Annotated in this window: 10 protein-coding genes; 5 read left to right on the forward strand and 5 right to left on the reverse strand. The window is 49.7% G+C overall.

All coding sequences use genetic code 11. The features are described from left to right. Positions 1-93: 93 nt before the first annotated feature. The 4 genes from GHN86_RS00810 (at position 94) to GHN86_RS00825 (ending at position 11505) form a co-directional block, all read left to right on the forward strand. Complete coding sequence (locus GHN86_RS00810) at positions 94-1887, forward strand: hypothetical protein (RefSeq protein ID WP_153377256.1); 1794 nt, start codon at positions 94-96, stop codon at positions 1885-1887. 40 nt (positions 1888-1927) lie between these two features. Further along, a complete protein-coding gene (locus tag GHN86_RS00815; RefSeq protein WP_153385964.1) occupies positions 1928-4345 on the forward strand; it encodes a hypothetical protein in 2418 nt (805 codons plus the stop codon). Between the two features lie 1148 nt (positions 4346-5493). After that, positions 5494-7830: a hypothetical protein gene (locus GHN86_RS00820; protein ID WP_153377258.1), complete on the forward strand. Its 2337-nt coding sequence runs from the start codon at positions 5494-5496 to the stop codon at positions 7828-7830. Between the two features lie 222 nt (positions 7831-8052). Then, positions 8053-11505, forward strand: coding sequence for an RHS repeat domain-containing protein (locus tag GHN86_RS00825; RefSeq protein WP_194286537.1), 3453 nt, complete (start codon positions 8053-8055; stop codon positions 11503-11505). Positions 11506-11577: 72 nt separating this feature from the next. Here GHN86_RS00825 and GHN86_RS23995 read toward each other — a convergent pair whose 3' ends face one another. The 4 genes from GHN86_RS23995 to GHN86_RS00845 form a co-directional block, all read right to left on the reverse strand. Then, positions 11578-11763, reverse strand: a complete 186-nt coding sequence (locus GHN86_RS23995) for a response regulator transcription factor (protein ID WP_153386003.1) — start codon at positions 11761-11763, stop codon at positions 11578-11580. 15 nt (positions 11764-11778) lie between these two features. Further along, positions 11779-12195, reverse strand: a complete 417-nt coding sequence (locus tag GHN86_RS00835) for a response regulator (RefSeq protein ID WP_194286435.1) — start codon at positions 12193-12195, stop codon at positions 11779-11781. A gap of 235 nt (positions 12196-12430) precedes the next feature. After that, positions 12431-13219 (reverse strand): VacJ family lipoprotein, encoded by a 789-nt coding sequence (locus GHN86_RS00840; RefSeq protein WP_323369125.1) that lies wholly within the window; start codon positions 13217-13219, stop codon positions 12431-12433. Beyond that, positions 13212-14510 carry a serine/threonine protein kinase gene (locus tag GHN86_RS00845; RefSeq protein ID WP_153385971.1) on the reverse strand — a complete coding sequence of 433 codons (1299 nt, stop codon included), beginning with the start codon at positions 14508-14510 and terminating at the stop codon, positions 13212-13214. The genes GHN86_RS00840 and GHN86_RS00845 overlap by 8 nt, the downstream gene beginning before the upstream one ends. Before the next feature lie 230 nt (positions 14511-14740). On the opposite strand from GHN86_RS00845, the gene GHN86_RS00850 reads away from it, so the two are divergent. Then, a complete protein-coding gene (locus GHN86_RS00850; RefSeq protein WP_153377262.1) occupies positions 14741-15106 on the forward strand; it encodes a hypothetical protein in 366 nt (121 codons plus the stop codon). A gap of 135 nt (positions 15107-15241) precedes the next feature. Here GHN86_RS00850 and GHN86_RS00855 read toward each other — a convergent pair whose 3' ends face one another. Next, positions 15242-16789 carry a beta (1-6) glucans synthase gene (locus GHN86_RS00855; RefSeq protein ID WP_228384858.1) on the reverse strand — a complete coding sequence of 516 codons (1548 nt, stop codon included), beginning with the start codon at positions 16787-16789 and terminating at the stop codon, positions 15242-15244. Positions 16790-16924 lie beyond the last annotated feature (135 nt).

Here is a 16924-nt window from a genome sequence, read left to right on the forward strand (position 1 = left end):
TGAGCACTTATAAATAGGCGTAAAAATACAGGTCTATTCACGTTGTCAGTTAGAGACAGTACGTGCACACACACTATAAGTGAGGAAAGCGATATGGCAGCCGAAGGCGCTCTTAAAGGGCCAGTCATTCCACTTTTAATTAATAATACAATTGACCCGCAAGCCTTGAACGGTGGGGCGTTGTTTACGTATGCAAAGTATGATAATCCGGAACTCGGGGATGAGCTGTATCAGAGTTGGTTAGGGATGACGCAGGACGGCTTCCCTGTAGATGTGACGGATATACCCATTCCTGTTGATCCGCTCCATGAAACTGAATTGGGCTTTGCCATGCTGATTTCCAATTCATTTGTAATGCAATTGGATAAAGGGCAGGTTTTTTACTCCTATTTTCTTAAGCGTTATACCGATGACCCCAATAAACCGAAGGTGGAATCCAAGAGAATTCATTTTGGTATCGGTAAGGCCGGCCGGCTGCCAGCTCCTCAAGTGAAAGAGTCTCATGACAACCAACTCGATACTGGCGCCATCCAAGGGGCCACGATGACAATCGCTGTTGCGCCTTATACCGCCATGTCCACCGGAGATAAGGTTCAGCTTGTGTGGAAAGGGGTGAAAGCGGATGGGACTGACGGACCAACTGTATTCATTCCAGCAAAAACCCTAAGTGATCAGGACACTGATCCGGCTAACAACCCAGGGCAAGTACTCAGTTGGACTTTACCCAAAACAAACGCTATTGCGTTGCGCGGAGGGGTTTTCAGGCTGCATTATGAGATCACCTATGCAACGCGCGAACAAGAGCGTCAGACCGTTTCTGCAGAGCGTAGCATTGTGGTTATAGCGCCGACACTTCCTCACCTGTCAGCCCCCAGTGTTAAGGATCTAGTGGGCACAGAGATCAATCCAGGTCAGTTTCCCGACGGGATCCGCGTGCTGTTACCCGTCTATCCGGACATACGCGTCGGTGACGATGTACTGGTTTATGGCACGCGTACGGGCTCAGGCAGCAGTCCCTTAAAGAATTCAATTGGGCACTTTAAAGTCGATGCCTCCAACATTGAAAGCGGCAAGCTTGAAGTACCCCTCGCTGCTGATTGGCTGACTGTCAATAGTGGGGCATCCGTTGACATTCGCTATCAATATGCGCGAGCCGACTCTGCTGGGACGGGTATGCCGTTAGCGTTGACCGTGCGTGAACCCATGGTGTTGCCTACACCTACTGTCGATAACAGTGTCGTCAGTGCTGGCAAGGATGAGTTGGATCCTATGCTCGCCTACAACGGGGCCTATATTGTGATTCCTGCAAACGCCACCATTGGTGAGGGGGATACAGTCACGGCGTACTTCAGAGGTTTTGATGCCAGTGGGTCTTGCGAAGTTAGTGAGGCCAGTCAACTAAATCCCATGAAGTTTAAAGCGCCGGCAACCGTATTGCCGTCGAACTTCGGTAAAACCGTCGAAGTTACCTACAGCGTCGCTGGGCAAATGGCTGATTCGTCCTTGTTTCTCTTTATTCGTGAGCTGGATATTTACTCGAGAATTACCTGCGAGGGGGTTCAGGTCGGCTCGCCGGCAACCCTTAGACTTTCGGATATTCCAGCTGACGGCGCAAAACTACGCATCGGGCTTTGGCCTTTTATCTCGACACAACAAACGGTGCGCCTCTGGTTAACTTCCAGCGGTATAGAAGACCGGAACATTATTGCACTTCGTAAGGTTTTCCCACAGGAGTGTGTCGATGGAGTAAACGCTCATTTAACACGCGCGGATCTTCAGGGGATAGCCGTTAACGGAATATTTACGTTACGTGCAAGCGTCAGTTTTGATGGTGGGCATTCAACTACACTTTTCAGTAATCCTTTACAACTTAAACTGTTGTCCTGAAGCCCAGTCAAAATAATTTTCAATAAGGGGTTAACGAATAATGAGTCAAATGACAGTGGTCGAGTTAGTCGCAGCCATGAAAGGCAAGTCTCTGACCTATGGCTGGGATGCCGTAACCCTCTATGATCAGCGAAAAGCCAATGAATTATTGCTCCAGCTCTACATAGAGCGCTTTGATACTGAAAGTGGGTACTTTGAACCTCTCTCAATGGTGGTGTGTTGGGGGGATGGGAAAGAAAAGGAACATATTTTCAATTTGAAACTCAGCGCACCCAGACTTTCCTTTGAAGCCTCCGATCCCGCTTTGGATCCGCGCGCCCGACTGACCCTAAAAATGGTTGCAGGGATGATTGTCAGTACGAATGAAAGGTTGGGTGCGCACTACATCAAGCAGATATTGCAGGTGTTACCGGTAGGCGGTCCAAGCCTATGGATGGATCAACCGCTGACCAAAGGCAATGTAAGCGGGTTAGGAGAGGTGATCATTGATATTGATAAAGCCGAAACATTTATGGCTAACTTTGTCATGGGTAGCCTCGCCCAGGAAGACGTGGGTAGACGTTTCAAAGAATACTTTTTAACCTTGCCTGCCGCACAAAAAAAGTTTTCCCTGGGTTCTATTGATGGTTTTGAAAATGGTGTGTTGACGCCTAATAGTTTTGAAATAAAAGTGGTTAAAGCCAGTTATCTTTCTGTTTTGGGTGATGAGGATTATGGCGATGGTGCTGTCATGCTGTTCATCAAGTTTAAAGACGGTGAAGATGGCACATTCCCTAACACAAAATCGATTTATCTGCTGCCTTCGGATGAATGCGGGCTCGCTTATACAGGGGCTATTTTACTGTCCAGCCGTGTTTTGTTCGATATCATTATGCGCGGCCCTGCAGTGGCTGATATTGGTCATGGCATCAAGTTTTTGGATTACACACCCGAGAATGGCGCAGGCAAAGATATTGCCTGGAGTTTAAAAGCGGGGGCCGGAGGTGTCAGCCATAAGTTTATTCATAATTACAAAGTCCGCGATGATGATTTCGATGCGACGTTTACAACGGACTTGCATGTTAATTTTAAAGCCGATGAGGGTGGCCCGGCCCTGACGATAAAGGGAGGGGGCGAGCGAATTGAGTTTGTGCTGGATAAAGTCTATACCCTTCCTTTCAGCCGTGTCATTTACTGGCAGTGGCCATCTAACGAACAGTGGGATTATGGCCAAATTGTATTCACCTGTAAGCACACCGTTAGCTTTGATGTGGTGGTGGATAATGATACCGGCTGTGTCAGCTTTACCCGCGATGAGCGCTCCTCCAGTTTTGACTTGTCGGTAACAGGTTTTGAAAATTTGTTTGACTTGAAATGGGAGGGAATCCGAATGGTCCCGCTCATTGAAGCGTTTTATCGCCCGAAACTAGAGGGTATTCTTCAGTCGCTCACCACGCCCGTCCTGGATACGTTCATCCTGCGAAATCTTCTATTTCCCGGTCATAACGCCTTGCACTTGAGAGAGGCATTTGTGCCCGGTGATCTTGCTGTATTCGGTCAAATTGATCCTTTGCGCAGCACTACGGTGTTAACGCCTGCGAACTCGAACATCGAGGCTGGCAGTGCGTTGCAATTCTTTTTGACTCCCTCCCCAGATAACGTCGTTTGGAAAGTGCGGGATGCTGATGGTAGCAATAAAGAGGCAGGCACTATCAGCGACAGTGGCTTATACCGTGCGCCTTCTCAGGCTGAACTGCCTGATGGGTTGGTGACTGTCATTATTACTGCAGAAGGGCATTTAAATGGTCAACCTGTAAAAAGCTCGGCATTAGTGACAGTACTTAATAACACGATTTCGGTAAACCCTCTTTATATCAGCTGTGATGCTGCGGGCACGACAGAGCTCTCTGCGGAATCAATCAGTGGCGGCACTTTAGAGTGGACACATCTGACCCCGGAGTGGGGCTCAACACTGACTGAAGTTGAAGGAAAACCCAACAGCCGCGAATACAGAGCTGGCCGCCCAACCACGCCTGGCACGCCATTTGTTATGGACAGGTTTGAAATAACAAAAACGCAAAATGGAAACATATCCAAGGCTTATATTCATGTACTGATTCTTGTGGAGAGGGTTAATACGCCTATGTGGCTATCCGAAGACAGTGATCCTTCAAGCGGAACGGTTCAATTTGAGCTCAGGGGAAAAAATGGTCCCATTGAATCGAAAAAAGTGACCTGGAAAATGCTCGGGGGGGTAGGTTCTTTCGACGACATAACGGGTATTTATACTGAACCATCCTTTATTGTGCCGGGAAGTTTTGTTGTGGTGTCAGGCACACTTCCTGGAGGTATTGGTGCACCTGCTATTAATGCCTATGTCGCAGTGCCTCTGCCGCTGGTTAATTACGTTGAAATACTTGCAGCTGCCGAGGATTATGAATGTCCAGAAACTCCCAGTGATTCGTTCTCGTCTATTTGAAGGCGGGTCTGCTTCTACAGTGTTTGGTACTTAACTTCATTTTGTTTTTTTATTAAAGGTATATACCCCATGAATTATTCATTGGCTGAATTAACCCAGCGCATGTCAGGCAAGTCCATTACACTCGGTTGGGACGCGATTGTCTTTATGAACCGAGCCAAGGTCAATAGCTTGCTGGAACAGCAATACATTACTCGTTTTAATCGTGACAGTTTTATGAAACATATCACGGGCGCAGCCAGTATGACGCCGGACGGGCAAGAAATTCTGGAACTGAGCGGTTTGATATTGAGCCAGCCTCGTTTAAGCTTTGAGACCGCGTCGTTGCGTAACTCTAGAGTGACCGCCACGATGGATATTGTCTCGGGTTCGGTGTCTTATGTGCGTAAAGGTTCCAATGAGGTCCCCGGCAGTGTGTTGTATAGCTATGTGGTGACTGCTAACCAAGGCTGTACCTTGACGATGGATATTGATTTGGCCGCCAGTCAAGGTACGGTCAATGAACAAGGCAAGGTCATCGTTGACATTGGTGAAGGGTATAACTGCCGCTGTAACCTGGTGAATGAGGAGAAAGCACAAGAGCAACTAGGTCTTTTTTTTAAAGCCTTGTATATGGAGCAAAAACCGGATGATCGGGTCTACGAGTTGGGCATGCTTGATCTTCGGGATGTAGATCTGCTGGCACCTCGTTCATTTATCATTCGTACCATGGCCACCGAGCAAGGCGCGCTGCGTGATTCTGACGATTACGGGGAGGGCGCCGTGGTATTGATGGTCAGAACCAAAGGAAATCCCGAGGAGGGAGATGAACCTTCGGAAGGTAAGCTGGATTATCTGATTCCTAATGATGTGGATCCCGCAACTGGGAACGCGAAGTATTCGGGCGCCGTTGTATTGGCCAGCCGGGCCGTATTCGACTGGTACTTTCAGTACCCTATCCAGGATATGCTGGGTCATGGCACCGTTTTTGAGCGCGCCAATGAGTCGAACGAAGTGGCTCGTTCACTCAAGGCGGTAAGTGGAAGTCTTCCGTTACCCAGTTATCATCATCGATGGTACGACAGCGCTGGTCGTACAGAAGAAGTAGCGAGTGTCGGTAAACACCAGCTCGATTTTTTTAATATTGTCAGCGATAAAGCGTTGAAATTTTGCCGTCGCCGGATGCTGCTTTATCCATTTCCTGGTATTCGGGAATTCAAAAAAAACCGTTTCAAGTGCATATTTGGGATTTTCTTGCAGGGCATAGTTATTATGACTCTGATACTGAATTTGAAGCAGATGTGAATATCGTTTTTGACCCTGTAGTCGATCCTTCCACGAATAAGCTGTTGTTTGAGGTGAGGAGCCTGACGGCAGATTTTTCACATGATTATCAGGCTGTCAGTGATAGTTATAGTGATTACGATTTTGAAAATGGCTTGCGTACTCAGTATGCCCCAGCCGTTCAAAATGAGCTTGCAAACCATAAATCTTTTTTTCAAGATGCTTCGAATTTTGAAAATTTTGGTATCCCGGAAATTAATGCGCTTGCCATCAGCAACCTGTTTTTCCCTGAAAAAAATGCGCTGCAATTAACAGATGCGCGACTGCCGGGAGATCTGCTGATGGTTGGCCAGATTGCGCCTAAAGAAACAACGTTTACCCTTTCCCCACTGCTTCCGGTAATAAAGGCAGGTGACAGTATCAATTTTGATATTGTTCAGTTAACTCGAAGAGCCACGGAGGTAAGTTGGACTGTTCGTAGTGTCGACGGTGTTCGGGCTTTGGGAACGATTGATAACGGCACCTATACGGCACCGGCGGTTCAATTACTTGACGGCAGCGCATCGCGCAATGTGGTTACAGCGACCTACCTCGATGAGGTAACAGGCAAAGAAGTGACTGCCTCGGCTCTGGTCACCGTGGTCATGGCCGGTGTAGTGGTTACCCCTGCGATAACATTGATTGATATGACGCAGCGTGAAAGCGTGAAACTCAAGGCTTCAACGTTAGGTTCAGGTTCTTTGAAATGGTCACTGCGCGATAATATCGGCAGTTTGTTGGCCGATGGCTCAGAGGCTATTTATACCCCGCCGACAACAGAACTGCCTGATGGTACATTGCAAGCAGTCTTAATCGATGTTGAGGACACGATAACCGGTGATAAAACCGTTGGGAGTGTATTGCTGCGGCACGGGACTTATTCCCTTGATATTTCACCTGCCCTTCACCCCGGTTTAAGACCTGCTGACTCTGCACTCTTGAAAGTGTCGGGTGATGTTGAACCTGGTATGTATAAATGGGAAGTTGTAGCCGGGGAGGGGGCAGTCGACCCGGCTACGGGCATCTTTACAGCCCCGCCGGTTATTTCGCTTCCCTACAGTGTGGTCAAAATAAGTTTGTTGGGCGATTCTTTCGATCATTACGGATACAGCGTTATTCATTTATCGGAACATGCCAGACAGTCAAAATGGTTTAGCCTGGATGTTTTTGAATTCGAAGTGACTGAGATGCCACCTACGGTATATGCCAACGGCTTGCAGCAGGCTAAAGTGGTGGTGCGTGTACGACCCGCCGATGTGAATGAAAGTGAAGTTATGTTGTCGGACTCCGAACTTGCCAGCCTCTGTCTCGTCACTGCGGATCAAAAAGTTCCCCTTCCTCAGGTCGGTGTTGGCGGAGTGTCCAAGGGTGATAAATGGCACTACACCGAACAGGCCGATGAACGGTACGACCCTTATCCGCGTGCGGGCCTTACTTCACCTGTAGCGCTGAAGAATGATTCGACCCAAGGGGTGCAGGTCAAAGAGTTTTATGTTCAGTGTCATAAAATTGAAGACCTTCGTGTAGCGGCGATGCTGTTCAGTGACAGTTACAAGCCTTTCTATACCAATCCAGGTATTGATGACGGTGAGGCGAATAGGAAAGTCATTAACCTTATCGCTAAAGAACCTCCACAGGGCGGGACTGTAGGAGGTGTCGTCCTGACCTTTGGTAATCCAGGTATGCCTAATGAATGGCCTACCCGTGTTGAAGGCGGTGAGAATGAAGACGATCTAAGTACGCTGGATTATTACTATTTAAAGCTCAAAATCCATGATGTGCAGAAAAAAATCAAGCGCGTAGAGTTCGCCGGTAACATAAGTATGGTCAAGTGGGAGAGTAATACGACACTTGAGGATGTTCATAGCCTCACGGGCTATGCGTTTGGTGATCAAAAAAATGAACAGGGCGATACTATTTTGCATGTTGATGAGATTCTTTTGCGTCGAATCAACGGGCAGGTTCAACCTCCGAAACTCACTGTAGATCGCGGTAATCCAGTGCCTGATGGTGAAGTGTTGTTCAGCGTTCAACGGCGCGAGTATTGGCAGTACGATCGCTATACGAAGGCTGATTTCGAGCGGGCGCTGGACGTCAGTGTCTATGATAACTACGGTAATAAACATTCCATACTGATTAGTTTTGATGGTACTAATCGAAACAGGCTTAAAATTGTCGGCTAATTTCTCCTGCTGATGCGCGCCCTTTAGAGGGTGCGTATTTAAATTAGTATTTTCAATAAGAGGCCTGTGATGTCGACTTCTACGTCTGTTCATAGTAATGCATTCAATTTCATGAGTTTCATAGAGGGTCAAGTTGACCCGCGTACAGGACTATACACTTGCTCAATAAAACTTCCCGAGTTGTTGGCTAATCAGTTATGCGGTCCTGTGGTGCCCTTGCACTTGAACTTTAATCCGCTGAACGGGGCAGACAGTGGGTTCGGTAAAGGTTGGAACTTGCAGCTTTCGCAATTTAACCCGTCCAACGGTAAGTTGGCGCTGTACACGGGTGAGGTATTCAAAGTTAATATTGAGGATGAAAATACCGTTATCCCAGAGAAGAAAATTGATTCTTTCCACTTTCATGTCCTGGACAACAATCGTTACCGGGTTGAGCATAAATCTGGTCTGGTGGAAATCCTCAAGGTCGGGCAAGGCCAATTAGCCATGCCGGTGCAACTGATCTCACCGCAGGGCCATAGCGTTAAACTTAACTATGAAGCGTTTGGTACCGACCCACTGCTCAGTAGCATCAACAATGCCGACGGCAGTCAATTACTCACGCTCGTACGTACTGCCAATGAGATGAAACTCACACTTCATCCCGGTACGGCCTGCGAATCGGTGTTTGTACTCAGTATCATCGGTGGTGAAACTCAAACTATTGTTTTGCCCACTCATGACAGTGCCTCCTGGCGCTTTGTCTATCGCTTTTTGAGCGGGCTGACCTGCCTTGAGCACGTTTACACCCCCACCGCAGGCCATGAAACCGTTAGTTATTCGGGTAAGCCCCATTACTTTCCGGGCCTCACCAATCGCAGTTTGCCACGTGTGGCCAAGCATACTCGGGATCCGGGTTTTGGCCAGCCTGCAATCGAAACCCGTTATAGCTACGGTTCCAATGAGTCTGGTAATACCAATGATCATAACTTTTTAGGGTATGGCAGCGATATTGCGTGGAATGATGATGGTTTGGACAACCTTTATAAGGTGAAGTCAAGCTATGAATATGAAACCCAGGAGCACCTCTGGGATGTTTCCAGTGACCGGGCTGTACGCTCGACACGACGGGTATTCAACCGTTTTCATTTGATACTGCGCGAAGAAGTGAGGCATAAAGCGTTACTCGAGAGCGACGATACTCTGTTAGTGACCGAGACGGAGTATTACATTGATCCATTGGCGGACTTCAAGGATCAGCCGAATTATTGCCAGTTACCCAAAAAAGTTACGCAAATTTGGCGCAAGGCAGCTTACACATTACCCCGTCACACCGAAGTGGTAAGTACCACTTATGACGACTTCGGCAACGTGTTGATTCAGACTAATGCTAACGGAGTGATTGAAACTAACACGTGGTACCTAAAGGAAGGCGAGGAGGGATGCCCGGCTGATCCTCAACAGTTTGTACGTCACCTAAAAAGTAAAACGATGACACCAGCCCACTCCACCTATGGTGATGCGCCGACACTGCAAACCCGCTACAGCTACAAACAATACGAAGGGTTGGCGGGTAACGAGCCGTGGCTGGCGATCAGCGATGAGACGGTATGCAAGGATGAAATCACTTTGCAACACAGCACCGTTAGCCACATTGAACAACCCAACAATCCATTCATGCACGGGCGTAAATTGCGCGAGACCCTGACTCTCAATGGCAATACCACCACGACACACTACGCCTACAGCGAAACAAAAAATGCCAGGGCTCGCGAGCCCGTGCTGCAAACCGTAACGACCTTGATTGGTTATGACGACATACATGACGATCCGGACCGGCAGGTTCGTAAAACGATCACGCTTGAGCATTCATTGCTCAGCGGCGAACCTTTGCTGAGTCGCGATGACAGTGACGTTGAAATTGCATACGAGTACGATCTTCTGGGGCGTGTGACTAAAGAAACCGTAGCGCCGCATACTGACTCGGTTGCCAGTCGCACTTATAGTTACAAGCTTTGCAACGCAACAGGCCAACAGGCCAGTCAAAGCGCTATCAACGTTAAAGGTGTTGAGACAGTGACCTGGCTGGACGGGCACCACCGGGTAGTTAAGGAAACCCGTCAGGATGCCGATGCTTTATGTGGTCGCCTTAATGCAGTTCGCGAGATCTATCGTGCGAACTATAACCATCTAGAGCAGAAGGTCAGTGAAACAGTGATCGATTGGGAACGAGAAAAAGACGTTTGCCTGACCAGCCTGTTTAATTACGATGTGTGGGGTGAGCAGTGCAGCATGATACGCCCCGATGGTATTGCAGAGCACGAGGTCACTGATCCGATTAACCGTACCACCACCCAATGGGTCGAGGGGATGGGCAAAACCATTACCAGCAATAATCTGTTCGACAAACCCGACAGCGTGAGGCGTATTGATTTAGGCGGTGTGCAGATCAGCGAGCATGTTTACCAATATGATGGGCTTGGACGTACCGCCGAGGAGGTTGATGCGGCTGGGAACTGGACGCGTTATGAATACGACGCTTTTAACCGAATGACCAAAACTATATTACCGGACAGTAGCGAAATTGTTCGCGAGTACGTCGCACACAACAAGGAAGATCTTCCCATAAAAATCAGTGTTAATGGCCAAGTCTTGGGCGAACAAGCATTTGATGGTCTTGATCGGATGACTGTGTCAATAACCGGTGGACGAAAAAGTGTCTACAGTTTTGCTCCAGGGCAACGACAACCTAAACGCGTCACACGGCCAAGCGGTAATCAAGCCGGGTATGCTTACAAGCCTGAACTGGGTGACGAACCTGCACAAAGAATTGCAGTTGAAAGCACGGCCTCTTATGAGTATGACTCACAAAATGCACGACTTTTACGCACTGTAGAGTTGAATACGACGCTTGAGCGCAGGTATTTCAGTTCTGGAGAGTTAAAAAGTGAGCACATTAGCCACGCGGGTGAAGAGCCGTATGTCATGGGCTACGAATACAGCCTGAACGCTCGATTACTCAGTTACACCGATGTACTTGGGCAGACACAGACCTATGAATACGATGACTTTACTCGATTGAAATCCACCCGATTGGGGCTGCTCTGCTCAACCTTTGGCTACAACGCTCATGGGCAGCTTACAAGGATTGAAACCGTTGATGAAGCTGGCGGTAACACACAGCGTTTGTGCATAGATCTTGAATACGATGAGTTCGGTCGAGAGAGGAAACGGACCTTTGATTTAGGTGCAGGGATCGTTCAAACACTGGAGCAAACCTATGACGAAGTTGACAGGTTGATTCAGCGAACTTTGAGCAATGGTAGTGAGGAATTACGGGATGAGTATTATAACTACGATTCACGATCACGATTGTGCGACTATAAGTGCAGTGGTAGCCAAGTCCCTGTTGATCCCTACGGAAAGTCTATACAGTGTCAGGTATTCGGTTTTGATGCGGTAGACAACATCACTTTTGTAGAAACCACATTTGAGGGCGGTAGGAATGAAAGTTGCTATGAGTACGGTAATATTTTCGATCCTTGCCAGTTAACAGCTCTGACTAACAGCTTTCAGCCCGACTATCCGGCGAGGTTAGAGTTTCACTATGACGCAGACGGCAACTTGATTCGTGATGAAGCAGGCCGCACATTGACTTACGATAGTTTGGGCCGTTTAAGCAGTATCAGCGTGTAAATTATCCTCGCTCGACGCGCCGCTCGGGTGGGCGGCACGTTTTACCTCACCTCTGCAGCGCTCAAGGGTTTATTACGCTAATTGGTTACTGCGTATATAGTCGGTCAGGTCACTGTTGCATCGAATGCCGAGTTTTTGCATGGCCATACGCTTTTGCCTGCTGATTGTTTTTTCGCTTCTATTCAAGTGTTCGGCTATTTGTCGTCCGGACCGATTTTGTCCGAATAATCGAAGTACTTCCAGTTCACGGGCTGTCAGGGGTTTATCTAGCGTTTAACCGCGCAACGGGCTAACCAGCAAACTTGAATACGTGTCACTGATATATGTCTTGCCTTTGTCCACGCGGGTGATTGCGTTGATGATCCCTTCCAGCGGCTGGTGTTTGTCAAACAAGCCATGCACGCCGCTTTTTAAAATCTGACTAAGTATTAAAGGGTTGTTGAGCATTGTCATGACAATTATTTTAAGGGTGACGAAGTGGCTTCTGATATGTTTTAACAGGACCATGCCATCAGGAAATTCCCCATTGGGCATTGAAAAATCAGTAATCAGAATGTCGCAATGTTGTTGCTTGAGACGTTGTATAAGTTCATCCGTGCTAACGGCCTCTGCTGTAATGGAGGACGCATAACGTGAGTTACTTAGTGCCATGCGTATTCCCATTACAACGACCGGATGGTCATCAGCCACGCATATGCGTGGGCTCATGAGGTTATACAACGTGAAAGTTTGGACGATAGTATAAAAGTAAAGATTCGCATGCTAATCCAGTAACGTTGGGTCAACCGGTATTTTAGGAAGTTTGAGATTGCCAAAGCTGTAGGCAGCATCTGTTAAAAGGTAGGCAATATTGCTTGCGAAAGGGGCATTTCGTACATCAAGTGCAGTTCATCGGGTTGAGGGCTGCACGCAGCCCTGAACACTCCTACTCTGCTATCTGCAGTTTTCTCGCTTCGGTATAGATGTAACGCAACTTGTCATATTCAAATGGCGAATCGAATTGCCCGTAGCGATAGCTGGTGTTGTAGCGTTTGTCGATCGCGCCCAGTACCCAGATTTCCGGGTGTCGAGTGCTTTCGTGAGGGACGTTGAGAAAGTTGATTTCCTGATTGGCGCCGTAATCTACGACCAACCCTGTGGTGTCGCGCAAGTTTGAAGGGCCCAGGATCGGCAGCATCAGGTAAGCGCCGCCGGGTACGCCATAGAAACCCAGGGTTTGCCCGAAGTCTTCGCTTTGGCGCGGCAGGCCCATGGCCGTTGCCGGATCCCACAAACCGGCAACGCCCAATGTGGTATTCAGCAAGAGCCGGCCTGTGGTCTCCAGTGAGCGGTGCCCTTTGAGTTGTAGCAGGCTGTTGAACAGATTCGGTACATCGCCAAGGTTATTGAAAAAGTTCGTGACGCCAGTACGTAGAAAGCTCGGTGTGACATACCGGTAACCATCAACCACGGGCAAGAATACCCACTGATCGAAGCGGTAGTTGAAGTGGTAGATGCGGCGGTTGATGGGCTCCAGCGGGTCGTACACGCTGAGCGCGCTCATCGTTGCTCGTTCAAATTCGCGCTGATCCAGTCCGGGATTGAACTTCAGGAGTTTCAAGGGCTGGGTAAAGCCGTCTATGTCCTGGCCGCGCTGCGGGTCAGTCCTGGTGTTATCCGCTTGGGCATAGCTTGCGCTGAGTAGGGCGGCGAGAAGCAAAAGATGTTTAGCCACGGAAGAACTCCAGCATATCGTCAGCGTTTACACGGTAGTTAAGGTTGCCGCAATGGCCGCCGTAGGGGTAGACCGTCAGGCGATCGCCGAAGGTTTTACGCAGGAAACCAAGATCCCCCGGGCCCAGGATGATGTCGTCTGCGTTATGCATGACGGCAATTTTCGGGCTGTTTTGCAGGTAGTCCTTTAGGGCGTACAGGCTGACTTGGTCAATCAACTGTAACAGGCTGCCGCCATCGGTTTTGGCCCGCCACATGGGTATGACTTGCTCAGTCAGGTAGCAGTCAAAGTCGCACAGCAGTGAACGCTTCAGGAACGGTGTAAGGCTGGTGCCTTCTGTGATCGGGTAGTTGGGTGGGGTGATCAGGCCGCGGCGGTTGATCAAGTCTGAGGTAAACACAATATCCGCCGAAGAGAACCGAAACATGGTGCCAATCAGCATGGCCATTTGTTCGTTGGTCAGCCGTTCCTTGGAGTTCTGAATGTCGTAGACCAGCGCGGCATTGATATCGACATAGCCTTTTTGTTTGAAGTAACGGGTCAGTTTGCCCAATACCAGTTCATAGAACGTCGTGCTGTTATTGACGCCTTTAACTTCGGTCTGCACCAACTTGTCGAGGTTGCTGATGGAAGTGTAAAGATTGACCGGGGGGTTGAGCATCAACACTTTCTTGAAATTGAAGCTTTTGCGGGTTTCGTCCAGGTGACTGACAAAGGCTGCATCCAGCGCGCCCAAGCTGTAACCGGCGAGGTAAAAATCAGTCACCGGCACGCTTGCCTGTTGCGCGCGTACGGCCTGCATCACCCGATACAAGTCTTCAGCGTCATATTGGCTGATGCCCGGCGTGGCGTAACGTGACGCCGCGCTCATGAAGTCATAGCTGGTGGGCGATGACAATTGCACCACGTGATAGCCCGCCTGATAGAACAGCTTTTTCAAAAACTCGTTGAGGCTGCTGTCATAGGGAGCGCCGGTGCCGGCAATCAAAAACATGAGCGGCGCCGGGTGATCCTGTTTTGCCATGCGGTAACTGAGTTTTTTCACTGCCCAGAAGTTGGCAGGCAGCGTGAACTCGCGATCAGGTCGCATCGTCAGGGTGTAATCGGATTGGTTGATGTCATCTTCACTGGGCAAATACGGGCGCATTTGCGGGGGCGTGGTAGCAATTGTCGCTTCAAAAGGGTTGGTGATGGGGTAGCCATAGGTGGCGGGATCGACATCAACCGCCTGTGCAGACGCACTCAAAATAAGGCCGACCAAAAGGGCAGCGAGGGGCAGAGAACGAAGCATGAAGACTATCCCTAGAGAAGGAGCGGAGAAGATTTGCAGGCTATGACCGCAGGGCGACTGCCAAAGTGCCATGCAGCGGCACTAAATAATTCCCACACAGTCGCAAACAGGCAAATGGCTATCGGAAGATACACGTTGAATGACTTTAGTGAACAGATATCTGTTTGCAAGGCTTGCATAGCGATGAAGGGCGATTAAGCTGAGCGCCGTTTTGCTTATCGGAGTTTTCTATGCTTGCTCGTTTGCCATTAATCGTGCTGTTTGTCGCTCTGGCCGTATGGCTGGTTGCCAGTTATGGCCTGCGTTATGGCTTGATGGAAGATCCGCAGTGGGTGGAGGCCTGTGTTGCAGAGTCAGCGCGTTGGGAATGTCAATTGCGGGCCAACTTGGGTTGGTTAATCCATTTCAGGGTGATGGGCTGGATTGCTTTAATGACTTCGGTGTTGGCGTTTTTTGCACGCGGGCGAGTGGGTTATGCGCTGGCCGTATTGGCGCTGCTGTTTGGTTTTCCTGCATTGGCCCTCTATAACGCCAGCTTGGCTATATTTGCTGTGGTGATTGCGGGGCTGCGTTTGGTGCGCGCCTCCAAGCTGTAATCATTAGCGACCATCAAGTTCGGTTGCCGACTACAAAGAATAAATTCGTGAGCGCGCGGTACCTGATGGTTTGCAACGATTGACTGCCGGGTTTGGCCCTCGGCATTCGCAAGCATCAGGCCCGCTCCTTTCTATTTAGCGTTTTCGCACACTGCGAGCCAGTGCCAACACCATCAGCACGCACACCAGTGCCCAAACCCAGGCTTGCTGGTTGTTTAGCCCTTCGCGGTAAAGTTGCACCGGTATTGCGGCGCCGATGATAAATGCCAGTAAGCCAAGCTCACGGCGCGGCCCGCGTATTGGCCGTATCAGGTAAACGAGTGCTGGTAGCAGCAAGGCAGCGCTAGGGAAACTGCGATAACGCGGCTCGAAGACCAAGCCCAGCATCATGACGGCTGCAGCGAAACCCGCACCGGCCAGCCACCAACCTGCGCGGCGCTCCAATGCATTGAACACACGCGCTCGCCAGCCTTCTTTCTGGCCCAGCACCAGTGCAGCGTGAGTCAAAATAATCAGATTCAACCCAACCAGTAAAGCGGCCCATAGCCACTCTCCAGCAAAGCGGCTGGTGACGGAGGCCAGCTCGGCCCATGCAACGATAGTGCAACCTGCGACCGCGCCCAGGGCGGGTAACAACAGTGCTGAGCGGGTTGTGCGCACACGTCCGCCAATGAGCAGCGTGCTCAACAACAGTGCAAGACCAAGGCCTAACCAGGCAGGCCAATGCGGCAGGTTGGTCACAGGGCCGGCAAGAATGCCTTTATCCTGACGGTCAGCATCAAACAAACCCCAGTAACCTCCCACAGCACCTTCGCTTGTGCGTTTCCACGGTTGGTCGAACGCTTCTATCAAGTTGTATTTCCAGCCATTTTGTTCTGCCAGAGTGACAAAGCCGCGAATGAACTTGGCTTCGTTTACGCGGCTTGGCAGGGCTGTTTCACGCTGGCGACCTTCACTTGGCCAGCCGGTTTCACCAATCAATATGTCTTTGGGGGCGAACTTATTTCCAAAAACCTGGCGAATCTCTGCGACGTGCTTTACGGCCTGATCAATTCCTGCAGGGTCATCTTCCCAATAAGGCAGCAGATGTATGGTCAGGAAGTCCACGGCGGGGGCGATGGCAGGATGTTGTAACCAGAACTCCCAGACATCGGCATAGGTGACCGGTTGCTTGACCTGACTTTTAACCTGATTGATCAGCTTGACCAGTTGGGCTTCGGTGACTTCTTTGCGCAACAGGGTTTCATTGCCCACGATCACGGCGCTGATAACGTCGGGATTGGCATTGGCCGAAGCGATTAATGCGTTTATTTCTTTTTGCGTGTCTGTGGCGTTTCCGTTGACCCAAGCGCCACTCATGATTTTCAGGCCGTGTTTGCGTGCCAGTTCCGGCAAGGCTTCCAGGCCCGTCTGTGAATAGGTTCGAATGCATTCAAAGCGTGTGGCGAGTAACGCCAAATCAGCGTCCAGGCGCTCAATGCGGGGCACGAAAGGCTGGTCGAAGGGCGACTGATCCTTATCGAACGGCGTGTATGAGGCGCATTGCAGTTTGTGGGTAGGAGTGGCGGCATCGGGCAATATTACCGGTTGGCCAAGGCCGTACCAGAAGCCGGCAACGGCACATATACCTAGCAAGCAGGCGCAGAGATAAGGCAGGACGGGGAAACGGGCAGTCGCGGACATGGTCAGGCCGTATGGGAGCAAAGCCGCGCATCTTACCTGTTATTGGGCGTCGCAGCGTGCCTGGAAAGATTTGCACATGTAACGATCGATGGGTTTTCTGGCGTCAGAAATTGTCTTGGGCAAGTAATGCCTGAG

This window comes from Pseudomonas helleri (genome assembly GCF_009600315.1).
GTDB lineage: Bacteria > Pseudomonadota > Gammaproteobacteria > Pseudomonadales > Pseudomonadaceae > Aquipseudomonas > Aquipseudomonas helleri_A.